The sequence below is a fragment of the Devosia psychrophila genome (assembly GCF_000971275.1).
In the GTDB taxonomy this organism is placed as follows: domain Bacteria; phylum Pseudomonadota; class Alphaproteobacteria; order Rhizobiales; family Devosiaceae; genus Devosia; species Devosia psychrophila.
In genome coordinates, this window is record NZ_LAPV01000139.1 from 1 (window position 1) to 21,850 (window position 21,850).

The 21,850-nt window shown below is 59.4% G+C and carries 18 protein-coding genes and 6 pseudogenes; 7 read left to right on the plus strand and 17 right to left on the minus strand.

Annotated features, from left to right (window positions below; translation table 11 throughout):
• Nucleotides 1-238: pseudogene (locus WH91_RS14905) on the minus strand (IS21 family transposase); the annotation flags it as partial.
• Between the two features lie 280 nt (nucleotides 239-518).
• Between WH91_RS14905 and WH91_RS26170 the strand changes: the two are divergent.
• The 3 genes and pseudogenes from WH91_RS26170 to WH91_RS14910 all read left to right on the plus strand — a co-directional run.
• Nucleotides 519-779, plus strand: a pseudogene (locus WH91_RS26170) (aldo/keto reductase); the annotation flags it as partial.
• Nucleotides 743-1,021: an aldo/keto reductase gene (locus WH91_RS26175; protein WP_425285364.1), complete on the plus strand. Its 279-nt coding sequence runs from the start codon at nucleotides 743-745 to the stop codon at nucleotides 1,019-1,021. The pseudogene WH91_RS26170 and the gene WH91_RS26175, both read left to right, overlap by 37 nt.
• Nucleotides 985-1,317, plus strand: coding sequence for an aldo/keto reductase (locus tag WH91_RS14910; RefSeq protein ID WP_046171808.1), 333 nt, complete (start codon nucleotides 985-987; stop codon nucleotides 1,315-1,317). Before WH91_RS26175 ends, WH91_RS14910 begins: the two co-directional genes overlap by 37 nt.
• 19 nt (nucleotides 1,318-1,336) lie before the next feature.
• On the opposite strand, the gene WH91_RS14915 is transcribed toward WH91_RS14910, so the two are convergent.
• The 12 genes from WH91_RS14915 to WH91_RS14970 form a co-directional block, all read right to left on the minus strand.
• Nucleotides 1,337-2,167: an NAD-dependent epimerase/dehydratase family protein gene (locus WH91_RS14915; RefSeq protein ID WP_046171809.1), complete on the minus strand. Its 831-nt coding sequence runs from the start codon at nucleotides 2,165-2,167 to the stop codon at nucleotides 1,337-1,339.
• Nucleotides 2,164-3,108 carry a mannonate dehydratase gene (locus tag WH91_RS14920; protein WP_244542467.1) on the minus strand — a complete coding sequence of 315 codons (945 nt, stop codon included), beginning with the start codon at nucleotides 3,106-3,108 and terminating at the stop codon, nucleotides 2,164-2,166. The genes WH91_RS14915 and WH91_RS14920 overlap by 4 nt, the downstream gene beginning before the upstream one ends.
• A gap of 71 nt (nucleotides 3,109-3,179) precedes the next feature.
• Nucleotides 3,180-4,025, minus strand: a complete 846-nt coding sequence (locus WH91_RS14925) for an ABC transporter ATP-binding protein (protein WP_046171811.1) — start codon at nucleotides 4,023-4,025, stop codon at nucleotides 3,180-3,182.
• Nucleotides 4,018-5,070, minus strand: a complete 1,053-nt coding sequence (locus tag WH91_RS14930) for an ABC transporter ATP-binding protein (protein ID WP_244542468.1) — start codon at nucleotides 5,068-5,070, stop codon at nucleotides 4,018-4,020. The genes WH91_RS14925 and WH91_RS14930 overlap by 8 nt, the downstream gene beginning before the upstream one ends.
• 4 nt (nucleotides 5,071-5,074) lie before the next feature.
• Nucleotides 5,075-5,980: an ABC transporter permease gene (locus WH91_RS14935; protein WP_052952864.1), complete on the minus strand. Its 906-nt coding sequence runs from the start codon at nucleotides 5,978-5,980 to the stop codon at nucleotides 5,075-5,077.
• Between the two features lie 9 nt (nucleotides 5,981-5,989).
• Complete coding sequence (locus WH91_RS14940; protein WP_046171812.1) at nucleotides 5,990-6,988, minus strand: ABC transporter permease; 999 nt, start codon at nucleotides 6,986-6,988, stop codon at nucleotides 5,990-5,992.
• Nucleotides 6,989-7,053: 65 nt separating this feature from the next.
• A complete protein-coding gene (locus tag WH91_RS14945) occupies nucleotides 7,054-8,844 on the minus strand; it encodes an ABC transporter substrate-binding protein (RefSeq protein WP_046171813.1) in 1,791 nt (596 codons plus the stop codon).
• Nucleotides 8,845-9,239: 395 nt separating this feature from the next.
• Nucleotides 9,240-10,217, minus strand: a complete 978-nt coding sequence (locus tag WH91_RS14950; RefSeq protein WP_046171814.1) for an aldose epimerase family protein — start codon at nucleotides 10,215-10,217, stop codon at nucleotides 9,240-9,242.
• Nucleotides 10,218-10,221: 4 nt separating this feature from the next.
• Entirely contained in the window at nucleotides 10,222-11,379 is a 1,158-nt protein-coding gene (locus WH91_RS14955; RefSeq protein WP_046171815.1) for a mandelate racemase/muconate lactonizing enzyme family protein, read from the minus strand.
• An 8-nt stretch (nucleotides 11,380-11,387) separates the two neighbouring features.
• The gene (gene manD / locus WH91_RS14960) at nucleotides 11,388-12,599 is read right to left on the minus strand and encodes a D-mannonate dehydratase ManD (RefSeq protein ID WP_046171816.1); all 1,212 of its coding nucleotides are present in this window, start codon (nucleotides 12,597-12,599) and stop codon (nucleotides 11,388-11,390) included.
• Nucleotides 12,600-12,608: 9 nt separating this feature from the next.
• Complete coding sequence (locus WH91_RS14965) at nucleotides 12,609-13,718, minus strand: lactonase family protein (protein WP_052952865.1); 1,110 nt, start codon at nucleotides 13,716-13,718, stop codon at nucleotides 12,609-12,611.
• Between the two features lie 26 nt (nucleotides 13,719-13,744).
• A complete protein-coding gene (locus tag WH91_RS14970; RefSeq protein ID WP_046171817.1) occupies nucleotides 13,745-14,794 on the minus strand; it encodes a mannonate dehydratase in 1,050 nt (349 codons plus the stop codon).
• A gap of 296 nt (nucleotides 14,795-15,090) precedes the next feature.
• On the opposite strand from WH91_RS14970, the gene WH91_RS14975 reads away from it, so the two are divergent.
• From WH91_RS14975 to WH91_RS25955, 3 genes and pseudogenes are all read left to right on the plus strand, one after another.
• Nucleotides 15,091-15,741: a GntR family transcriptional regulator gene (locus tag WH91_RS14975; RefSeq protein WP_046171818.1), complete on the plus strand. Its 651-nt coding sequence runs from the start codon at nucleotides 15,091-15,093 to the stop codon at nucleotides 15,739-15,741.
• Between the two features lie 100 nt (nucleotides 15,742-15,841).
• Nucleotides 15,842-16,326: pseudogene (locus tag WH91_RS14980) on the plus strand (2,4'-dihydroxyacetophenone dioxygenase family protein).
• Nucleotides 16,327-16,541: 215 nt separating this feature from the next.
• Nucleotides 16,542-16,727 (plus strand): annotated as a pseudogene (locus WH91_RS25955) (SDR family oxidoreductase); the annotation flags it as partial.
• A 216-nt stretch (nucleotides 16,728-16,943) separates the two neighbouring features.
• On the opposite strand, the gene istB reads toward WH91_RS25955, so the two are convergent.
• The 4 genes and pseudogenes from istB to WH91_RS14995 all read right to left on the minus strand — a co-directional run bounded on the left by istB (nucleotide 16,944) and on the right by WH91_RS14995 (nucleotide 20,443).
• Complete coding sequence (istB, locus tag WH91_RS14985; RefSeq protein WP_046171824.1) at nucleotides 16,944-17,792, minus strand: IS21-like element helper ATPase IstB; 849 nt, start codon at nucleotides 17,790-17,792, stop codon at nucleotides 16,944-16,946.
• 23 nt (nucleotides 17,793-17,815) lie between these two features.
• A pseudogene (gene istA, locus WH91_RS14990) lies at nucleotides 17,816-19,314 on the minus strand (IS21 family transposase).
• Between the two features lie 111 nt (nucleotides 19,315-19,425).
• A pseudogene (locus tag WH91_RS23590) lies at nucleotides 19,426-19,563 on the minus strand (DUF2200 family protein); the annotation flags it as partial.
• Between the two features lie 160 nt (nucleotides 19,564-19,723).
• On the minus strand, nucleotides 19,724-20,443 hold the full coding sequence (locus WH91_RS14995) for a helix-turn-helix transcriptional regulator (protein ID WP_046171819.1): 720 nt from the start codon (nucleotides 20,441-20,443) through the stop codon (nucleotides 19,724-19,726).
• A 125-nt stretch (nucleotides 20,444-20,568) separates the two neighbouring features.
• On the opposite strand from WH91_RS14995, the gene WH91_RS15000 reads away from it, so the two are divergent.
• The gene (locus tag WH91_RS15000) at nucleotides 20,569-21,513 is read left to right on the plus strand and encodes an alpha/beta fold hydrolase (RefSeq protein ID WP_046171820.1); all 945 of its coding nucleotides are present in this window, start codon (nucleotides 20,569-20,571) and stop codon (nucleotides 21,511-21,513) included.
• Nucleotides 21,514-21,850 lie beyond the last annotated feature (337 nt).

Genomic DNA, 21,850 nt, shown 5'->3' on the forward strand with positions numbered 1-21,850 from the left:
TGGCCGTGCGCCGCTGCTTGCGCGATTTACCGGCTTCCACGCGCAGCCAGTCGGAGAGCTTTTGCGCAAACCGATCAAGCTTGCTGGGCCGCGCAGGAACCTTGAACTTCGGCTCCACCGTGTCGGCCCGCAGATACTTGCGAATGGTGTTGCGCGACAATCCAGTGCGCCGCTCAATCTCCCGGATCGGCATCCCCTCACGGAAATGCCAGCGCCGGATTACGCTCAATAACGCCATGTCGATCACTCCAGTGCTCCCCGACCAACAGCCAGGGAACGATCAAAACATGGGTCAGATCTCAGTGAAAACTTATGCCCTTAAAGGGTCAGATCTCAGCGGCAATCAACAACCAAACGACAGACCATCCAGCATCGGCGCTTGCAGCACCGCAAACTCGCCGCATAACATCAACCCAAAGACCAGGCTGACACTGCGCTAATCGGCGACCCAAGCTGAGCAAAATGATCTGACGACGAACAAAGCAGCACGAGCGCGAAAACCTGGTCATAGCCACCAAATGCTGGTTCCCGACCAACAAGGCCATGACTTTCCGTGGGCCGTCGCGCAAGCACATCGTCGATGCTGCGATAGAAATCTCAAGCGCCTGGGTCGTGAATATATCGACCTATACCAGTTTCACGGACCCGATTCGTATACCCCGATAGAGGAAAGCCTGCGTGCAGCCGAAGATCTGCTTCGGTCAGGCAAGTTTCGCTATCTGGGATGTTCCAACTTTTACGGATGGCAGGTCGCCAAGGCCAATGTCATAGCTTCTGCCGGGGGTTACGAGCCGTTGGTATCTGCCCAGCATTGTATAATCTCGTCAGTCGTGACGTGGAGCGCGAACTCCTTCCGGTCTGCGAAGGTGCCGGCGTCGGCATGGAACGCTGGAGCACGCTGGCTGCGGGCATGCTGTCGGGCAAATATCGCGACCACTCGACCCCCACGCCCAGTCCCGTATCGGCATTCAAGCTGCCATCACCATGCCACGCTATTGGTTCGACGACGCGCTCAAGATGATCGAAAAGGTTGGCGTAGTCGCAACCCGGCTTGACCACATACCAGCACAGGTCGCCTTGAGCTGGCTGTTCGGTGTTCGGCGCGTGACGGCAGCGATCATCGGCGCACGGCGCGTCGATCAGGTGGCGGAAAACCTGGCAGTAGGTGATCCTGATCTGCCCGCGAAAATCCGCAACGAGCTGACGGACACGATGGCGCTCAAGCTCGGCTATCCGTTAGAATGGACCAACATCAACGTCCGCCCAACCTTTGCCAGCGCCGGGTTCGAGCCCAGGCACACGGCGAAAATACCATGATCAAAAGGCAGGACGCCGACTAGCGTTCTGCTTCGCCGTGGTGCCAGCCCAGTAGCCGCTCCGCTTTGCTCGAATTAAAGAAGCTACGATTGCCGCTGAGGTCGCCGATGACCGGTACTTCCGGAAAATACCGTGCCGCCAGTTCAAGGCTCGGCGTATCCATGATCGTATTGGGTGCGACGATGTAGAAGGCCTCATGACCTTTGAATGGCGCGGTCAGGCTCAACAGGCAGGCATCGGCCGCCGCGTCGAGCCGGGTCCACGCCCATAGATGTTTATCGACATTGGGGTTGTTGCCGTAGATCGAAATGGCGATCGCCCGGTCCGGCACCACATGGTGAAAGCGCATGCTGGCGATTACCATATCATCATAGCGCCGCGCGAAAGCTTCGCCCTGTTCTTCGCAAATCCACTTGGAGAGGCTGTATGGCTCCTCGCTGTAATTGGGGTGCATTTCGTCCAGTGGAAAATAGTCGTAGCGCGGCTTGCGGCTGAAGGCGTGGCCGATGGCATTGACGCTCGAAGCCTGGCACACGCGCTTGATGCCGTTTTCGACTGCAGCGCGCAAAGCGTTGTAGCTGCCCACCACATTGTTGTTGTGGATGACGTGATCAGGGTCGCGCCCGGGCGAAGGGATGGCCGCCATGTGGATCAGCCCGTCGCAACCGGCAAAGGCTGAAACCATTGCCTCATAATCCGACATCTCCGCACGAATGAACGGGATGAATGGGTCTTGGTCCGCCGGAGAGTCGAGCCTGTCGATCAGCACCAGTTCGTGCCCTTGCGCCAAGGCTCGGGTCACGATGCCCTGGCCAACGCGGCCGCTGGAACCGGTGAGCGCAATCTTCATGGTGCAACTCCCTGCGCAAAGACCGCCTGTTGCAGCCCCCTGATGTAGCCGATGGCATAGAGCCGCCCGAAGGCCGAGTAACCGGCATTGACATTGCTGTCGCCCTCGACCGTGGGCACGTGGTCGGGCCGCAGCACGCCGTCAAAGCCAATGTCACGATAGGCCTGCATGCAGGCGAGCATGTCGGTCTTGCCCGAGTCGTGCCAAGTTTCCTCGAACTTTTTCGGTACGCCACGAACGTCACGGAAATGGATGAACGAGATAACCTTGCCGAATTTGCGGATCGCACGCGGAAGATCATCTGTCATTAACGTGAAATTGCCCTGGCACATAGTGATCGAGTTCATCGGGCTAGGTACGAGCTCCAGCAGGCGCTGATAATTCTCGATGCTCCGCATGATGCGGCCGACGCCAGCAATCGGCGACAGCGGGGGATCGTCGGGGTGCATAGACAGTTTGACATTGGCCTTTTCAGCTACCGGCAGCACGGCCTTGAGAAAGTATACGAGGTTGACCCACAGCGCTTCCTCGTCGATTGGCGGATTTGTGGTGAGGTCAGCTGGCACGTCATCAAGATCGAAACTGGTCACGACTGATCCGCCGCGCGATGGCGTCGCCATATTTGTGCGCACCCAATTAAAGTCGGTCATCCACTCGTAGCACCAGACCGGGATGCCGAGCTTGCCCATGTTTTCGATCAGCGTGCATACGGTGGCAATTTCCTCGTCGCGACCGGGAAGGCCGCGCTTTGCCTTGTTAAGCGGCGGACGGGCCTCGATCACCCGCAGACTGAAGCCGGCTTCTTCATAGCGCTGCTTCATGCGCAGCAGCGGGGCATGATCGGTAAGCTGTTCGCCCGGCCTTAGGTCGTCGAAGGGCAAGCCGCCAACGGCAAGGTTGACCCCAGCCTGCAAGGCGAGTTTCCAGACGGGCGATGGCATTGGAGAGATGAATTCCGCAATCTCTAACAAGGGATATATCCTGCAGGTTTGAACGGCTCGAACGCTGGCGATTATCTGGGGTTCGTGGTTTCGCTGGTGCGAATGGAATGGCCCCAACGCTGGTCGAGGTTGGGCCACGGGATGGAGTCGACCAGCAGCTGCGTATAGCGATGCTGGGGATTCCGGATCACGGATTCCACATCGCCTTTTTCGACTACCTCGCCCTTGTAAAGCACGATGATATTGTCGGCGACATGGTAGGCCGTCGTCAGGTCATGGGTGATGTAGATGATCGATACGCCGTGGTCGCGATGCAGATTGCGCAAAGATTCCAAGATGTTGGCGCGTAGCGACGCATCGACCATCGACACAGGCTCGTCGGCGATCAACAGGCGTGGCTTGAGCAGCAGCGCACGGGCAACATTGATGCGCTGCCGCTGGCCACCTGACAGCTGGTGTGGAAAGCGGCCAAGTACGTCTTCGGGGCGAAGTCCGACGGAATTGAGCGCCTCCTCCATCTTGCTCGTAGCTTCGGCTTTGGTGCGCGCAAGCTTGAATTGACGGATCGGGACGGTCAGCAGGTGGTCTACCTTGTAAAAGGGATTGAACACCGCAAACGGGTCCTGAAAAACCGCCTGTACTTCGCGTCGATAGGCCATGCGTTCCTTGCCAACGAGCCCGGCAATGTTCTTGCCCTTGTAGAGGACTTCACCGGTCGTTGCAGTGGTGAAGCCCAGCAGCATCATGGCCAGGGTGGTCTTGCCGGAGCCGGATTCCCCAGCAATCGTCAGGATGGTCGGCTCGTCCTGTTTTAGGACCAGCGAGAATTCCTTGAGCGCAATGGTGGCTTTGGAGGTCAACAGGCCACGCTGATAGACCTTTGAGGCACGACGGATTTCCAGCAGGTTCTCACTCATGTGCGTGACCTTCTTCGCCGTAGAGATGGCACGCGACCATGCGGCCACCCGCTAGGATGACCGGGGCCGGCCGGACGCTCCTTTGCAGTTCCTGCTGGCCGTGCGGACAGCGCGGGTGAAAGGCGCAACCGCTCGGCAGGCGCAGTAGCGATGGCGCAAGACCCGGAATACCGCTGAACACGCCGCGTTTGTCGAGATTAGGGAGCGAGTTGATCAGCGCCTGCGAATAGGGGTGCTTGGGGTCTGTGAACATCTCCTTGACCGTGGAGAGCTCCACCAGCCTGCCGGCATACATCACGGCGACCCTATCCACGGTCTGCGCCATCAGGCCCATATCGTGGCCGATCAGGATCACTGCCGCATTGATATCTGCCTGGACCTTGTTGATGGTTTCCATCACCTGCCGCTGCGTGACCACGTCGAGCGCACTTGTCGGCTCGTCGGCTATGATGACGCTGGGCCGCAGTAGGATGCCTATGGCGATGCAGACGCGCTGCTTCATGCCCCCCGACAATTCGTGGGCATACATTCGGTAGACACCCGGATCGAGATCCACCGAGCGAAGCGCTGCGGCGCAACGGTCCTCGATGGCGGAGCGGCTTTCGCGGCGCATGTGCGAGCGAATGGCATCGGCCATCTGGGCGCCGATCCGTATCACCGGGTTGAGCGAGTTCATGGCGCCCTGCGGAATATAGGCGATCTTGCTCAGGCGGGCGCGCCGCATGCCCTCCTCATCGAGCGACATCAGGTCGACATCGTCGACGATTACCTGGCCGCGCTCGATGCGCCCGGGCGGCTTGATCATGCGCATCATCGCGAGCGCCATGGTGCTCTTGCCCGAGCCGGATTCTCCGACCATTCCCAGTTTTTCACCCGCGCCCAAGGTAAAGCTGACATCGTCGAGCGCCTTGGCTCGACCAAGGTCGGTGTAGTAAGTGACTTCAAGACCGCTCACCCGCAACACGGTCTTGGTCTTGCTTGCATCGTAGGCCGCTGTAGCGTTGCGTGAGCCGACTTCGGCAATGCCGGGGATCGTTTCCATCATTATGTTATTCCGACCTGCGAATACGGGGGTTGGCGAGTTCGTCGAGACCCATGTTGACCAGCGCCAGCGCGCCCAGGATCAGGATCATTGCGAAGGCGGGCTCAAGCGGCCACCACCACCAACCATTGAAGAACGCACCCTGCGACTGAGCGGCCCAGATGATGTTGCCCAGTAGCGGCTCGCGCAGCGGCCCCAGGCCAAGCACCGCCAGGTAGAACGATGCAAAGACGGCGGCAAAAACCTGCCCCACGAACGCCGCGGCGATAAACGGCAAAAGGTTTGGCAGGATTTCTTTGAAGATGATGCTAAAGTCGCCCATGCCCGAAAGCTTGGCTACCGAAACGAACTGACGCTCCTTCATCGTCATCACTTGAGCTCGGATAACGAGCGTCGGTCCCATCCACGCCAGCATTGCGACGATGAGCGCCATAGTGAATATGGTGACGTCACGCTTGTCGAGCGAGCCGGCCACGACCACCTGGATCAGCAGCACGGGTATCGGCGTCAGGATTTGACACGCCGTGCGAATGGCGGAATCGACCCAGCCGCCAAAGTAGGCGGAGGTAAAGCCGAGCAATACACCCACCAGGGTGCCGATACCGCCGGCCAACAGGCCGATCAGTGCTGTCTGCCACATACCCACGACCATGGCCGCCAGTAGGTTGCGGCCAAAAAAATCTGTGCCTAACGGATATCTTAAGCTCGGCGGCAATTTCAGCGGCGCCGACAGCGGATAAGCGTGCTTAGGATTGACGACCACTAGCCCGATTACGGTGAACAGTGTCAGCGCCAGCAAGATCAGCACGCCGAGCGCCAGACCCTTGTTGCGCCGCATATAGCGCAGGAACAGGGTCAAGCCGCTCGGATGATGAATGGATTGTTGTTCTGGAGTCATCGCTATATTGGCCATGATGGGCTCCTAATTCTCTCGAATTCGGGGATCGAGCAGCGGATAGACAAATTCGAGAATCGTCATCAGCGCTGCGATGGCGATCGTGATGAAGATGACGATGCCGTAGATCACCGGAAAATCGTTGGCGCGGATAGCGAGGTTTAACGCCGTGCCGATGCCGGGCAGCCCGAACAGTCCCTCGACGATTACGGCCGAAGTGACTACTGTACCGAGGGCCAGAGCCAAGCCCGTGACTTGCGGTAACAGGGCGTTGCGCAAGTAATAATCTCGGAATATGCGTCCGCCGGTTAGCCCCTTGTGCTCGGCGAAGTTGACATAATCCTCGCCCTGAATGGTGATGCCCATGCCGCGCATCGACAGGACCCAGCCGCCCACCGAACCCAGAATGAGCGCCAGAGCTGGTAGGATCTGGTGTTGCATAAGGTCGAAGAAAAATGTCCATGACCAGGTCGGAACCACGCCCACCGAATAGGCGCCGCCTAAAGGCAGCCATTTGAGACGGAAGCCGATAAAGAACAGTAGCAAGATACCCATGATAACCGGAGGCACGCCGGTCAGCAGGATAAATGGCGTGGCCATTGAGCGCAGCCAACCGGGCGATTTGGGCCAGGCTGCAACGGCGCCCAGCAGCGTGCCGATGACGAAACTGAGTACTGTGGTGACCAGCAGTAGCCCGATGGTCCAGGGCAGCGATTGTGCGATCACCTCAGTTGCTGTGGTGGGGTATCGGCTAAGCGAATAGCCGAAATCGAGCCGCGTAATATTGCCAAGATATTGCCAATATTGTTCGAGCAGCGGCTTATCGAGACCGAACTGCTGCTGCATCGAGGCGATAAGCTTTTCAATATCGGCGGGTGAGAAACCGCCGGTGCGTGCCAGTTCGCCGAACCGTTCGCGGATGGCGTTACGTGAGGACAGGCGTGGAATGAAAAACACGATGGTCGATGCCGCCCAGACGACCAGCACGAAAAACAGCAGGCGTTTGATCACGATCTTAAAAGTCATATAAAAATCCCGACAGTCATGGCCAACGAGCGGTGCGCGCCGCAGGGCGCGCACCCTTCATGTCGCTATTGGGCGCCCGACGGCTCAAGTCCGGCGATAACCAGCATTCCGGTATGGGCCCAGAATGCGCCATTGGTCCCCAGGCCGACATTTGTCGCGCTCGGCCAGTTGGTCCAATAGTGGTTGTTGTAAGGAATGCGGTGCAACCACTGGATGATCGGTACGTCGATCACATCGCGCCAGTACATCCCCAGAGCCTGCGCGGCGCCCGAGACAAACGCCGGATCCTTGGAGTCGAGCGACGCGATTCCATCGAGCAGTGCATCGTATTCCGGGTTGGAATAGCGCGAGAACCGATTGTTGCCGGCCGACGAGCCGATGGTGCTGCTATACTTGCCGTGGAACAGGTTGAGCGCTTCGAACGGATCGAACAAGCTGGCACCATGACCGAACATGTATAGCCCGGCCTTTCCGTCGACCATGTTTTGGTAGGCGTCGGTGCCGAAGTTCACATTGGCATCGAAACCTGCCTGGCGGAGCATTTCAGCCAGAACCGGGGCGATATCGCCGTGGATGCTTTCGAACGCCTGGATGGTGGCGTCGAACGTCTCGCCGTCCTTTTCCCAAAGGCCGTCACCATTCATGGTAAAGCCCGCGTCCTGCATCAGAGCGGCGCTCTGCTCGACATCGTATTTGCCCGGCTCATACTTGGCCTCTTCAGCCTTCACCTCCGCAGAGTCGGCAAAGGTTTGCAGGTTGGGATAGAGAGGGAAGGGATAGATCGTGGCGATCTTGGCGTCCTCGTATAGGACTTCGTTGATCAGGTCGCGATTGATGGCGAGGCTGATTGCCTTGCGGACCCGAACGTCGTCGTAAGGCGCCAGGCTATCGTTCATCCAAAGCGAATTGGGCCACCAGTCGAGATAGCCATAAGGCGACTCGGTGCCGGTCCATGACTGAACCTCCGGATTTTGCTGCAGAATGTTGCCAATGATCTGTGCGCGCATATCGACGGACGAGTCGAACTCGTTGTTGACGATGCGCTGGGCAACGGTGTCGATCGGCTGGTTAAGAATGTTGACCACCACGACACGCTTGACCGCTGGCAGGGCGATACGGCCTGCCTTGACGGCCCACCAGTCCTCGCGCAGGTCGAGGATCTTCTGGTTCGTATTCCAGGCAACGATGTCATAGGGCCCCGAATGGGGGATTTCATCGCGGCCAGGTGCTGTGGTGGGATCGGCCTGCTCGGACAGATATCCCTTGGGAACGATCGGAATCCCCGTATCGAACTTTTCCGTCAGCACCTCGAATTTAAATCGCGGTGCCGGTTCCTTGAACGTCACCTGGACGGTCAGCTCATCCGGCGTTGTGACGCTGTCGACTAGGTCCGCGAACTGGGTGTGATAGGGCAGGGTTTCGTATTTTATTTGCCCTTCGAAAGTGTAGGCAACGTCGGCAGAGGTGACGGCGGTACCGTCCGACCACTCGGCTTCGGGATTGAGCTTGATCTCGAGCGCGGTGAAATCGTCGTTGGTATATTCCATGCTATCGGCCAGCCACGGAATGAACTCGTTTTTGTAGATACCGAAATACATGAGCGGCTCCCACATCAGGTTGTTGCCTTCCTGATGGGTATAGCCGGGCAGTACCCATGGATTGGTAGTGCCGATAGACGAGCCGCCCGCAACGCCCCAGGCGAGCACGGCTGTCTGGTTGCGCGGCACGTCTGGAAGCGAGGTAGGCACGATTTCCGTAGCGGCTACGGGCGCAGCGGCTTCTTGCGCAAAACTCGTGACCGGCACCAGTGCCAGTACCAACGAGGTCATCGCTGCGGCGATGTTCAATCTAACCATGTGACAGTTTTCTCCCTTTTTCTGTCCGTCGAACAAAAGGCGTTGTAAAGTCAGGATAGTCGGTCACGGCCTCATCGCCGTCGTTGTCTCCTCCGCTCGGCAAAATCCTTGCCGCCTCCTCGATAGCGCCATCGTGCCTCTTGCGGGACAGGGACGGCGCCAAAATATCGCTAAAAACAATGCAGCAGTTCTCACGCGCTGAAGTCAGCGTTGTTTTCTGTAATTAAGTATTCCTCTGAGCCGACACTCCATCTTCGTGGATTTTCAGCTTCTATATTTTTATAGCAATTCAGATTACGCGTGCAGCGGCCCGAGTCAACTTAAAGCGCGTCGACAAATTGACGTTGAAGCGACGAATTTAATTGTTTTGAATGCTCTCCGAGTAGTCGGTGTAGTCAGGATGTGCTGAAGGCGGTCACGGCGTGCCAGATAAAGGTCGGCGCGTCGGGATGAATGGCGATGGAAGTGGCGACGCCTCGCGCGTTTATCGGATTTGGACCGACCGAGGCATCGTCATGCAGGTCGAAAGCAGCGGCGATCGGCTCGAGGCCGAGGCCGCGATATTGCCCGTTCCAGGGTGGCACATCGACGCCGCGATCAGTGTGCCATATCTGCAGCGAAGGCAGCAGTGTACGCTCCCAATCCAGCACGAAACCGGCTCTCTGTGTGTGGTAAGTCGCAGTCAAAGGTCCGCGCATGCCGCAGAGCTGGACGTTAAGGTTGGGCTGAGGCAGGGGTGGATGGGCTAGGTCGACATGGACATTGCCTTGTGGGACGACTGCCAGATCGTGAAATTCCTGAACTTGGCCGGGCAAAGTTTGCCGTGGATGGGTGAGGCCGAAGGCAAATTCAGCGTCGAGGGTCATATCTCCCGTATGATCCGGCAGCCGAAAAATCGGGTGCAGTCCGACCGAAATGCGGGCCGCGCGTCGAGCATACACGCTGAGGGTAAAATCGAGCGCCGGTGCACTCGGGCGCGCGGCAATCGTGCGAACGAGGTGCGACACGGAGGAAGGGTCTGCATAGTCGAAGCGCAATGTTATCGTATTGTCATCGGCTTGCACGATGGCCCATTCCTCATCGGCTGCAGGTCCATGGATCGGATAGCTGGCCGGGATCTGCATCAATGGAGCCCAGTCGGCTGGAACGTGCTTGTCATTTCCGCCCGTACCGAACGGAATCCCCACGAAATCGCCACCAAGCTCGCGTAAATGCCCGATGACCCGCGGATCATCGATGGTCCCCATCCACGGTGCGCGCGCAAAGGGCGAGAACGAGCCGTGGCCGAGCTCGAACGTGCAGTCGGCGAGCATGGCGGCGGTCGATAGCACCGTCGCTTTGCCGTGTGACCATTTGAGGTTGTGCTGGATCATGGCGCTACCAGTTGGTGATAGAGCCGTCACGACGGCGCAGATGGGGCGCTTCCCAAAACTTGAAGCTTGCCGCTGTCAGCAATGCCTCGTCCACCTCGATACCAAGACCTGGCCCATCGGGAACGGTGTAGACAACACCATCTAGCATAGGCATGCGCGGGAACATCTCAGCGGTTGGGGTGCCGGCATAGAGTTCAGTCGGAGTGGCGCGGGTTTCCAGCCAAGAGAAGTTGGCAACCGCAGCGGAAAAGTGGATGGTCGCCGCCGTACAGATCGGGCCCAGCGGATTGTGCGGCATCATGTCGACGTAATGGGCCTCGCTCCATCCGGCGACTTTCATTGCTTCGGTAAAGCCACCGACATTGCAGAGATCAAGGCGATTGTACTGGTGGATGTCGCGTTCGATATAGGGAAGGAACTGCCACTTGCTGGCAAATTCCTCGCCGATCGCGAAGGGGACGTCGGTCATGCGGCGCAGCGCCTCGTAGGCCTCGGGAGTCTCGTCGCGAATTGGCTCCTCAAGGAAATCCAGCGTGCCACTAGGCATTTTTTGGCAAAAACTGGCGGTTTCGGCGACGCTGAGGCGATGGTGGTAATCAATGCCGAGCACGACGTCGCTTCCCAGTTTTTCGCGGGCCTCAACCAGAAAGCGCGCCGTCTGGCCAATGGACTGACGCGGCTCGAAGATGTTGGCTTCATCGCCCCAGGCCGCCGGGAAAAAGCGGATAGCGTTCCAGCCGAGCGCGATCAGCGTTTCGGCTGCCTCAATGGTTTCCGGACCAGTGATGGAAGAGGTTGAAGCAAAGGTCGGAATGACGTTCCGCTGCTTTCCGCCGAGCAATTCATAGACCGGCACGCCGAGGGCCCTGGCCTTTATGTCATGCAGCGCAATGTCGATAGCCGACTGCGCGGCGAGCAGGACGCGGCCACCCTCGAAATACTGACTGCGGTAAAGCTCTTGCCAAATTGCGCCGATCTGCATCGGGTTGCGACCAATGAGGAATTCGCGGAAATGTTCGATGGCACCAACGACGGCTTTCTCGCGACCGGACAGGCCGCTCTCGCCCCATCCGATCAGTCCCTCATCGGTCTCGATCTTGACGATAAGTTGGTTGCGATGGCCAACCCAGACGGGAAACGGCTTGATAGCTGTGATCTTCATCTGGGGTCTCACCAACTCGTCAATGTGCCGTCTTCCAGCCGGGCAACCGGCAGGTAGGCGGGGGCATAGGGGTAACGGGCAGCCACGTTTTCATCGATGTTCACGCCGTGGCCCGCAGCTTCGCCGGGCTGCAGATATCCGCGCTCATAGCTCCAGGAGTGGGGGAACATTTCGTGGGTCGCGTCGGTGTAGCCGGAGAATTCCTGGATGCCGAAATTGGGAATGGCGACATCGACATGCACATTGCAGCCCATGGCAACCGGCGAGACATCCATTGGGCCATGGCAGGCCGATCGCACATGATAGATGGCGGCAAAATCGAAGATTTTCTTCAGCCCGGTTACGCCGCCGGCATGCACGGATGTGACACGAATATAATCGATCAGCTGCTCGGTGATCAGCTGCTGGCAATCCCAAACGGTATTAAATATTTCGCCAACCGCCAAAGGCTGGGTGGTGTGCTGCCGGATAATACGAAAGCCTTCCTGCAACTCGGCGGGAATGGCATCTTCGAGCCAGAACAGGCGGTACGGCTCAAGGTCCTTACCGAGGCGCGCAGCCTCAATCGGCGTCAACCGATGATGCACATCGTGCAACAGCTGAACGTCCCAGCCCACTGCATCGCGGACTTGCTGAAACAGCTTAGGCACCAGCGGCAGGTATTTGTGTGTGGCCCAGACCTCTTCATTGGGTAGCGGGTGGATCATGCCGCCCGACGCCTGGTCGGTCGAGGGGCCCGTGCCATAGATCGGCGGCAAGCCGGGGATGGAGACCTGGGCCCGGATGGCGTCGAGCCCTTGTTCGCGCAACGCTATGACGCCTTCGACCACCTCTGCAATATCGAGCCCGCCGACATGCTTGTAGACCATTACCTTATCGCGCGACCGGCCACCCAGGAGCTGATAGAGCGGCATGTTCGCCGCCTTGGCCTTGATGTCCCACAGCGCCATGTCGATGCCAGAAATGGCCGCCATGGTGATGGGACCGCGCCGCCAGTAAGCGCCCTTGTAGAGATATTGCCAGATATCCTCGGTACGCATCGGATCGCGCCCCAACAAGCATGGCACGACGTGATCTTCCAAATAGGCCACCACAGCCTTTTCGCGTCCGTTGACCGTGGCATCGCCAATGCCGGTGAGACCCTCGTCGGTGTAAACCTTGACCGTCACGAAGTTCCGGCCCGGTGAGGCGACGATGATCTTGATGTCGGTGATCTTCATGGGGTGACCTCAGCGGACGTAGGGGTGAAAGGCGATTACGGTGGGTGAGCCACTTGGGACAGACGTTCCCATCGCATGCAATTCGCCCGTTTCGCGCGCGTATCGAAACAGCGTCAGCGTGTCGCTTTCCTGGTTGGCGACCACCAGCACATTACCTGTTGGATCAAATGAGAAATCGCGCGGAACGCGACCGCCGCTGGGCGTCGTGCCGATCAAGCGGGCAATGCCCGTATCCGGGTCGATGGCAAAGCCCGCGATGCTGTCGTGTCCGCGGTTGCCCACGTAGAGATGTTTGCCGCCGGCCGCGATATCAATGGCCGAGCCGGAATTGTTCGGCACCTGCTCGGGCGTTGTGGGTTCCAGCGCGAGCAGTTCGAATGCTCCCGCTTCTGCGTCAAACGCCAGGCTTGCCAGTTCGGACGTCAACTCGTTGATGCAGTAGGCGTAGGGCAGGGTGGGGTGGAGGCGGAAATGGCGCGGCCCCGAACCAGGGGGCATGGCCGTCTCGCCATGCGTAGTTAGCGCGCCATTTTCGGCATCGAAGCGGTAAATGACCAGCTTGTCGATCCCAAGGTCGGCAACGACGACGAAGCGGTTGTCCGGTGTCCAGCGAATGCAATGCGCGTGCGGCCGATCCTGCCGCCCGGCAATTGGCCCGCTGCCGCGATGACGCATTTCAGCGACCGGGGGCCGCAGCGTGCCATCGGTTTCGCGGGGATAAATGGCGATGGACTGGTTGGGCTTCGCCTCTGCAGGGAGGCCAGAATAGTTGGCAATGCCCGCGAAGCGCCCGGCGTTATCGTGGCTGTTGTGAGCTGTCCCATCGCCGCGCGTGGGTTGTTTGGAGAGGTATGTCAGTGCTCCGCTGCCGTAGTCGATGCCATAGGCGGTGATATTACCTTCGTTCCAGCCGCCAACCTCGCTAACCGCAGAGAGCGACACGCCGTCACGCGCTACCTCGACAAAGCTGGGGTTGTCGATCCCTTCGGTTATCCCAAGGGCTTCGACCGCGCCGCTGTCCAGATTCAGGCGGAAAGCGGAAATGCCCTTGCCCACAGGATTGGCGACATAGCCAAGCTGGCGATTACAGCAACCAACGAAGAACAAAGCGGAAGACATAAACTCGGTGAGCCTTTCGATCGGCGTCAGGACGCCTTGAGATATTGAGCCATGCGAACCAGGCCCTGCATGTAGCCCACTGCGTGTGCGCGGCCGCGATGGTTCCAGTCGCTGTCGCCGTCCATTTTGGGTACATGGTCGTCCAGCAGGAAACCATTGAACCCGCATCTAGCGAGCAATACGATTACTTCGGCGGGGTCGAAATTGCCGTCGCCGATAAAGCATTCCGTGAAATTGGGCACCGAACCCTGTACGTCGCGGAAATGAATGTAGGAAATGCGTCCCTTAGGCGCGAAGAACTCGATCAGTTCGGTTACATTGGACTTGCCGCCAACCATCTCGGAGCAACAGCCGAGGCACAGGTCGAGCGACCACGCTTCCGATCGCCCAGCCAGCTCATAGGCATGTGTGAAGCCCCACGGCCGATAGAACAGCCGGGCCACTCCGCCCAGCATCGGCACGGGCGGATCGTCGGGATGTAGTGCTAGCTTCAGCCCTTCTTCCTCGGCTACCGGCAGTACTGCCTTGATGAAATACTCATAATTAGCCCACATCTGCTCTTCGGTGACGATGGGGCCATCCTTGCTGAACAATGGCATTGAGGACGCGCGCCCCAGCGTTGTCGGCATGAAGGAACGCAGCGTTTCCAGATTGTCGGCATTGGCGTCGACAACCGCCATGTCGAACTTGCGGGCGAGGGCGCCACCACGAGTCTGCCCGTGGCGATCTGTGCTCCAGACCGAATTGGGCATGAAGTGGTAGCCGAGCACCGGAACGCCTGCTCGGGCAACAGCGCGGATGGTGGCCTGATAATTCTCGATTTGCTCGTCGCGTCCGTCCAGCCCCAGCATGGCCTTATGATAGAAATGCGTAGGCACATTTTCGATGGCCTCGAACTTGAGCCCGGCCGCTTCGACCTGCTCGACCAGCGCCCTCACATCGCTCTGTTCCCAGCGCATATCGCCGGGAAGGGTGGGGTTGTTCATCTGCAACCCCGTCGCCCCGATCTGCTGGGCAAATCGAAGCCGCTCGGCGCTGAGTTCGTGAAACTGTCCAACTGCGATACGGAATGCCATCTGCTGCCAGACCTAGCTTTGCCAAGCGGTGGCGGTGAGCGGCAAGCAAGTCGAATTAGGCATGCGTTCCTCCTCGATGCGCGGCGCCATCGGCAGTTCTGCGCTAAAACGGGACAGCAGATTTTGCGCTTCGGCAAGGCCGGAGCAGACGTTATTAATTACGCTAGTATCGACGAGCTCTCCTCCAAGTTCCCGTCAGATCGCGTCGTTTAAATATATTTATACGCGACTAGAAAATCTTATTACTCTGCATTAAGACCTGTCAACGGCCGAATGGACCTAACAAGGAGAGGTGCTTGAACGAAGGCATCGACCATCCCGGATATCTGGCATTTATCGACGCTTTGGTCACTGGCCAGCTAAAGCTTGGCCAGGTTCTCAAGCAACAGGCGCTGTGCGAGGTATTGGGCATTTCGTTATCGCCGATGCGTGAAGCAACGACCTTGCTCGAAGCCGAAGGGTTGATCACGGTGCGTCGACGCGTCGGCATCACGATCTTCTATCCGGACGTCAAATTCGTCGGCAATACCTTCCAGTTGCGCGGCCTGCTGGAGCGGGAGGGGCTAACCAAATTTGCCCGTACGGTCGATCCTGCATGGATCAGGAGAGCACGGGCAGACCACGTCGCGATCGTCGATTACCTGGGGACAGCCGATGATCCTGCCGCCTATCGCGAGCCGATGCGCCTGTTAGAGCGTGATTTCCACGGCAGCTTCATCGCAGCGCTCGAAAATCACCAGATCGACACGATTTACCAGCGGCTCGACCAAAAGATGTTTCTGATCCGGCTGATCAACATGGAAGCGGTGGGGCCGAAAAACTCCATCCAGTCGATGAGCGAGCATCTTACGGTGCTCGATGCGCTCGACAGACGCGATGCTGAAGCTGCGACCGAAGCGCTCGATATACATCTCAAGGGCGTCCTGCATCGGGTGCTGACCACCTGACTGGACGCCGTGCACAGGCTCGGCGATAGTCGAGCCACCAGACGACGCGCCGCAAGAGCGCACGAACGGATTCAAAGGGAGGCGGCGCATTTACACCGACATGAAAGGCTCGGCCCACCGGCTGGCACCATCGGAAATTGCCGAGCAGGTGATGCCGGATGACGAGCGTGTCTGGGTGCCGCAGGCCGAGGGTGTGTGGTTTCGCCCGCTGATGCTCAACACTATGCAGGGCCAGTGGTGCAACCTGCTGCGTGTCAGCGCGCAGGAGTGTTGTCACGGCACCTGCATACCAATCCGGTGCATGGCTAAGTCATCAAGGGTCGCTGGCATTATCGCGAGCATGATTGGGTGGCCGAAACTGGCTTCTATGTGTTCGAGCCGCCGGGCGAGGTGCATACCCTGCTGGTGCCCGAGGATTGCCCGGAAATGATCACCTTCTTCAACATCACCGGCTGCATGATCTATCTCGACGAAGCCAACAACCACGTCGGGTATGAGGACGTTTTCACCAAGATCGACATGTGTCGCGTCCACTACGAGAAAGTCGGACTGGGCGGCGGTTTCGTCGACCAGTTCATCCGGTGACGGCGGCACTCAACTTTAGCGGCAACCGTGCTCGTGACCGGCGGAATTTCCGACATCCGGCCCTGCAGTGACCTCCGCCTTCCGGCAAGCTGGCGCTACCGTTATAGTAACAAGCGTCTTCCAGCGCGAAATCGATGCGTTGTCGCCTGACGATGCCTAATCTGCCGGGTGCTCGACGTGCACGATGAGGCGACTATCTGCACACTTTCGCCGAAATAGGGTCGTTGGATGTGTTGGTCAACTGCGCCGGCATCATCAGGCGCGGTGAGGAGCATGACCCGGCCCTCTTCGCGCAAGTTATTGACATCAACCTCAATGGCACAATGCGCATGTGCAATGCCGCGAGGCCTCTGTTGGCTGCGTCGGGGCAGGAATCCATCGTCAATCTTGCCTCGATACTGTCGATATTTGGGCGGATTGGTCCCGGGTTATTCCGCCAGCGAGGGCGGTATAGCGCAACTAACCAAGTCACTCGCGATCGCCCATGCCGCCGATGTCAACGGCGGAGCAAAAGTCGGCCATTGTGGCGGCGTAAAAACCGGCCAGTATTGGTGGTGAGTGGATATGCCAAGGGCCCCGCTCGGGGGCCTTGGCATATGGCGCTTCTGGGTTGGCTGTTATGCGCGGATTTCGCCGGTGTCGGGATCGATGATTTCGGTGGTGGCCTGGTTTTGCTCCGCCGCGGTTTCGGGGTCGGTGCGGTGCCGGCGGGCGGCGGACTGCTTGAGCCGGTAGCTGTCCCCGTTCATGGTCAGGATATGAACATGGTGGGTGAGCCGGTCGAGTAGCGCGCCGGTCAGGCGCTCTGATCCCAGCACCGAGGTCCAGTCCTCGAAGGGCAGGTTTGAGGTGACGACGGTCGAGCCGTGCTCGTAGCGCTGGGAGAGCACCTCGAACAGCAGTTCGGCCCCGGTTGGGGACAGCGGCACATAGCCCAGTTCATCGACGATCAGCAGCTTGACCGCCTGCAGCTCGCGCTGGGTCTTGAGCAGGCGCCGCTCATCGCGGGCTTCCATCAGATTATGCACCAGAGCTGCCGCGGTGGTGAAAGTAACCGACAGGCCCTTCTGGCAGGCCGCCAATCCCAGGGCGAGGGCGATGTGGGTCTTGCCGGTGCCCGAGTTGCCCAGCGCGATGATGTTCTGGCGCGCCAGCACGTACTCGCAGCGGGCCAGCTCCAGCACCAGCATCTTGTTGAGGGAGGGCATGGCGGTGAACTCGAAGGTGTCCAAGCTTTTGGTCGCCGGGAACCTGGCCTGCCGGATCCGGCGCTCGACCATGCGGCGTTCCCGGTCGATCAGTTCCAGCTCGACCAGGCGCAGCAGGTAACGCGGATGATCGACGCCGTCACGGGCGCATTGGGTGGCCACCTTGTCGTACTCGCGCAGGATGGTGGGCAGCTTGAGCTGTTTGAGGTGATGGCCGAGCAGCACCTGCGGCGTGCCGCTCGTGGTGCCCGTCGGCATCGGATCACGCCTGGCCTCGGGGGTCATGCCGCCCTGCCTGGAATAAGCGCGGTGTAGTCGGCCGCCGCAGTGGTCTTGACGGTGGTCCTGGGCAAATGGGGATAAGCCGACAGATCCAGCCGGGGTGGCCGCCGCTCGATCCGGGCCAGGGCGATCTGCTTGACCGCATCGAACCCGATGGCACCCAGTTGGATAGCCTGGGTCACCGCCGCGGTGACCACGGCCTGAGGCATGGCTTCCAGAAAGCGCAGGATCTGGATGAACTCGCGCTTGCCGCGATTGCCCATGCGGGCCTCGAGCAGATGCCGCATATGCTGGAACACCTCCGGCAGGTCCCAGCCTTGCAGGGGCGCTGCCTGGTCGAGCGCGTTCGGCTTGGTCTCGATCAGCGCCAGATAATGCAGGGGATCGAACACAAAGGTGCCCGTGCCGTAAGCGCGCTGATGCCGGGCAATCTGCTGACCGGCGCAGACGATGACGACATGATCGACGAACCCCTTCACCAGCACCTCCTGGAAGCCATGGCTGGTGGGCACCGAGTAATCGTTGCCACGATAGCGCACCAGGGCTGTCGAGGAGACCCGGGCAGCCCGCTTCTCGCAGGGTTCCAAGCCGTGACCGGCAGCGCCCGCAAGGCCGTCACATCGGCTGCCAGGCGGTCCCCGATCGTGGCGCTGTGGCGCCCGGCCCGGTCGGCCTGGCGGGTCCGGCAGCGATCCGCCAGCATGGCATTGAGAGCATCGAAGCTCGTCGCCACCGGGATCGGCGTCATGAAGTTGGAGCGGGCATACTTGACCAGCCCCTCGACCTTGCCCTTGTCGTTCCCCTTGCCCGGCCGGCCAAAGCGATCCTGGAACAGATAATGGCTCACCAGTTCGGTGAAGGCCCGCGTCCGCTCCCGCCGGCCGTCGCCGCAAATCCGGGCCACAGCGATCTTCAGATTATCGTACAGGATCGACAGTGGCACCCCGCCGAAGAACGCAAACGCCGCGACGTGACCATCAAGGAAGGCTTCCGTCGTCTCGGCGGGATAAGCCTTGATGAACGGGGCATCGGACTGCGGCAGGTCCATGCAGAAGAAATGCATCTTCTGGCGCACACCGCCGATGATCCCGATGGCCTCGCCAAAATCCACCTGGGCATGCCCAGCGGGATGGGACAGTGGCACGAAGGTCTTCCGGCTGCGCGACTGCGCCAGCCGCACATAATCCTTGACGATGGTGTAGCCGCCGCTGAACCCATGCTCGTCGCGCAACCGCTCGAAGATCCGCTTGGCCGTGTGGCGCTGCTTGACCGGGCCAGCCCGATCTTCCTCCAGGATCGCATCGATCACCGGCACCATCGCGTCCAGCTTCGGCCGCGCCACCGGCTTGCTGCGCGTATAGCCCGGTGCCAGCGAAAACCGGCACATCTTCAGCACCGTGTCCCGGCTCAGCCCAAACACTCGGGCCGCCTCCCGCCGGCTGTGACCCTCAACGAACACAAACCGCCGAACCGCCCCATAAACCTCCACTGCGAACATCCCCGGCGGCCCCCGCAAAGGAAACCAGCCTAACCACTGGACGACTTTTAAGCCGCCCGCATCAGCTCAAATGCCGACGCTCCGTGGCCTAACTTCTCACCGCCATGCACACTGGGTGTGGCCGGTCAGCCAGCACGCCACCTCGTCCACTTCTTCCTTTGACCGCCCCTTGCGCTCCGCCCTTGCAATGTAATGCTTGTACACGCTTGCCACGCTGGTCGTGTAAATCCGGTGACTGGTACCATTCATGGCCACCCTCCTCGCCTACATTATGTTTCCACTCTCGCGCGCTGGGCAAGTGGCAGATTTGGGGAAATGCGAGAGCCGAGATGGACGACCGAATAGAGGCGCGTTGCTGCCGTGCCGTTGACGAACTAATTCCGGGCGTCCCGCGTCTCTCGAAGGCAGCCTATCGGGATAAATCACGAACCGGGCGAACGTGATCCTCGAACGGCACGTGTCGCCTTTGAAAAGTCGCGCCTTCGTGGACACCTGGCCCGCTGATCCGGTCCATGCGAAAATGCCGGAAATCGTCGCGCACAGGGTCCCAGGCCACCAGATACCAGATTGGTGGCAGGATCAGCATGGCATGCGGTTCAACAACACGATCGGTTACGGCCCCTTTTGCGTCGAGGTACCGGAAACCGAGGTACTGCCGCTGAAGAAACGTGGTCTCGAACGCGGGCAGCAATTCGGGATCCATCGTCGCCAAATCCGAAAGGTCCACCAGCGGTGAAAGCTGTCCGACATAGAGGCAATCGATAAACCGGCGCAGGTCGCGGACCTTGTCCCGCGGCAGAGCCTTCTCGATCTTGGCAAGCCCGGCATCTGCTAGGCCCGCAAAGGGCAGGTTTCCGGCGGCCCGCATTGATGCAACGCTGATGAGCAGCGCAAAGACCTCGGCGACAGAGAGCTTAGGCGTGGTCTGGACCGATTGCGGATCAAGTTGCAAGCCACCGCCGCGTCCCGGTTCGGAATGAATGACAAAGCCCTCGTAACGCAGGGCGCTGATGTCACGCAGTACCGTGCGCCGGGATGCACCAACTTCCGCAGCGAGATCCGCAATTGTAGACGTGCCGTTGCGGCGAAGGCTGCGCACGATGGCGTCATGTCTAAAGCGAACGTTCATGCCGCAAGCTACCGCGCTTCAGTGCCAGGTTTTGGCACCATTGGTTTCTAGTCGATCACCGTGCAGCACCCAGCCCCAATACGCTGAACGCACAAATCATCGCTGAAACCATAGAAGGAAATGCCTTGTCGATCGCAATCGATTTTCCCCAGTCGACTCTTATCCCAGTCAACGGCGTTGAACTGGAAGTCTTTGAATCAGGACGAGAAAATGCAGGAAACCCAATCGTGCTCTGTCACGGCTGGCCCGAGCATGCCTATTCTTGGCGCCATCAGGTCCCCGCCCTTGTCGCTGCGGGCTATCATGTCATCGTCCCCAACCAGCGGGGCTATGGCAACTCGTCCCGTCCGGACGACGTCACGGAATATGACATTGAACATCTTGCGGGCGATCTCGTCGCGCTTCTCGATCACTACGAATACCAGGATGCGACCTTTGTCGGCCACGACTGGGGCGCGGCGGTCGTCTGGGGGCTGACCCTGCTGCATCCCAGCCGGGTCAACAAGGTGATCAACCTGAGCCTGCCGTATCAGGAGCGCAGCGATATGCCATGGATCGAGTTCCTCGAGCTGATCCTGGGGAGCGACTACTACTTCGTTCACTTTAATCGGCAGCCGGGCGTGGCGGACGCTGTGTTGGACGACAACGCATCCCGCTTTCTGCGCAACCTCTACCGAAAAAACGTGCCTCTACTGCCGCCCGAGCCGGGCATGACTATGATAAATCTGGCCAGAGCCGAAACGCCGCTTGGTGAGCCCGTGATGAGCGATAGCGACCTAGCAGTATATGTCTCGGCCTTCGAAAAATCCGGGTTCACCGGCGGCATTAACTGGTACCGAAACCTTGACCGCAACTGGCACCTCCTGGGTGCAGTGGACCCAATCATCCATCAGCCCACGCTCATGGTCTATGGAGAGCAGGATGTAATCCCAAAATCCGAAAAACTGGCTGACTTTGTGCCCAATGTGGACGTAGTTAGCCTCGATTGCGGTCACTGGATCCTGGAGGAAATGCCTAAGGAAGCCAACCAAGCGATCGTAAGCTGGCTGGCACGGCAGACCGCCACCTGATCCCTGAACCTCTCAACACTACTCCACCCCTAGCTCGGCAAAGGGGTGGCGTAACCTGCCGTAGGCGACGACCGATGGCAGGCCAGCAACCACAATGTGCGACCAACATGATCCCGGAGAGCCAGAAAGTCAGATGCTCCGTTCCTGATTGGACTGGGCCGGAACGAATTGGAGCGGCAGGTTTTGGGTTATCGGCATCCCAGCCGCAACGGCCGACTTGGGGCGGTGAGTTCAACTGGTCATTGCAACACCTTCTGCAGCCTATCGGCCGGCGTTTCGAAGTTTAGGGTTTTTCGGGGTCGTTGATTGAGCTGCAGGGCGACGGCGTCGAGTTGGT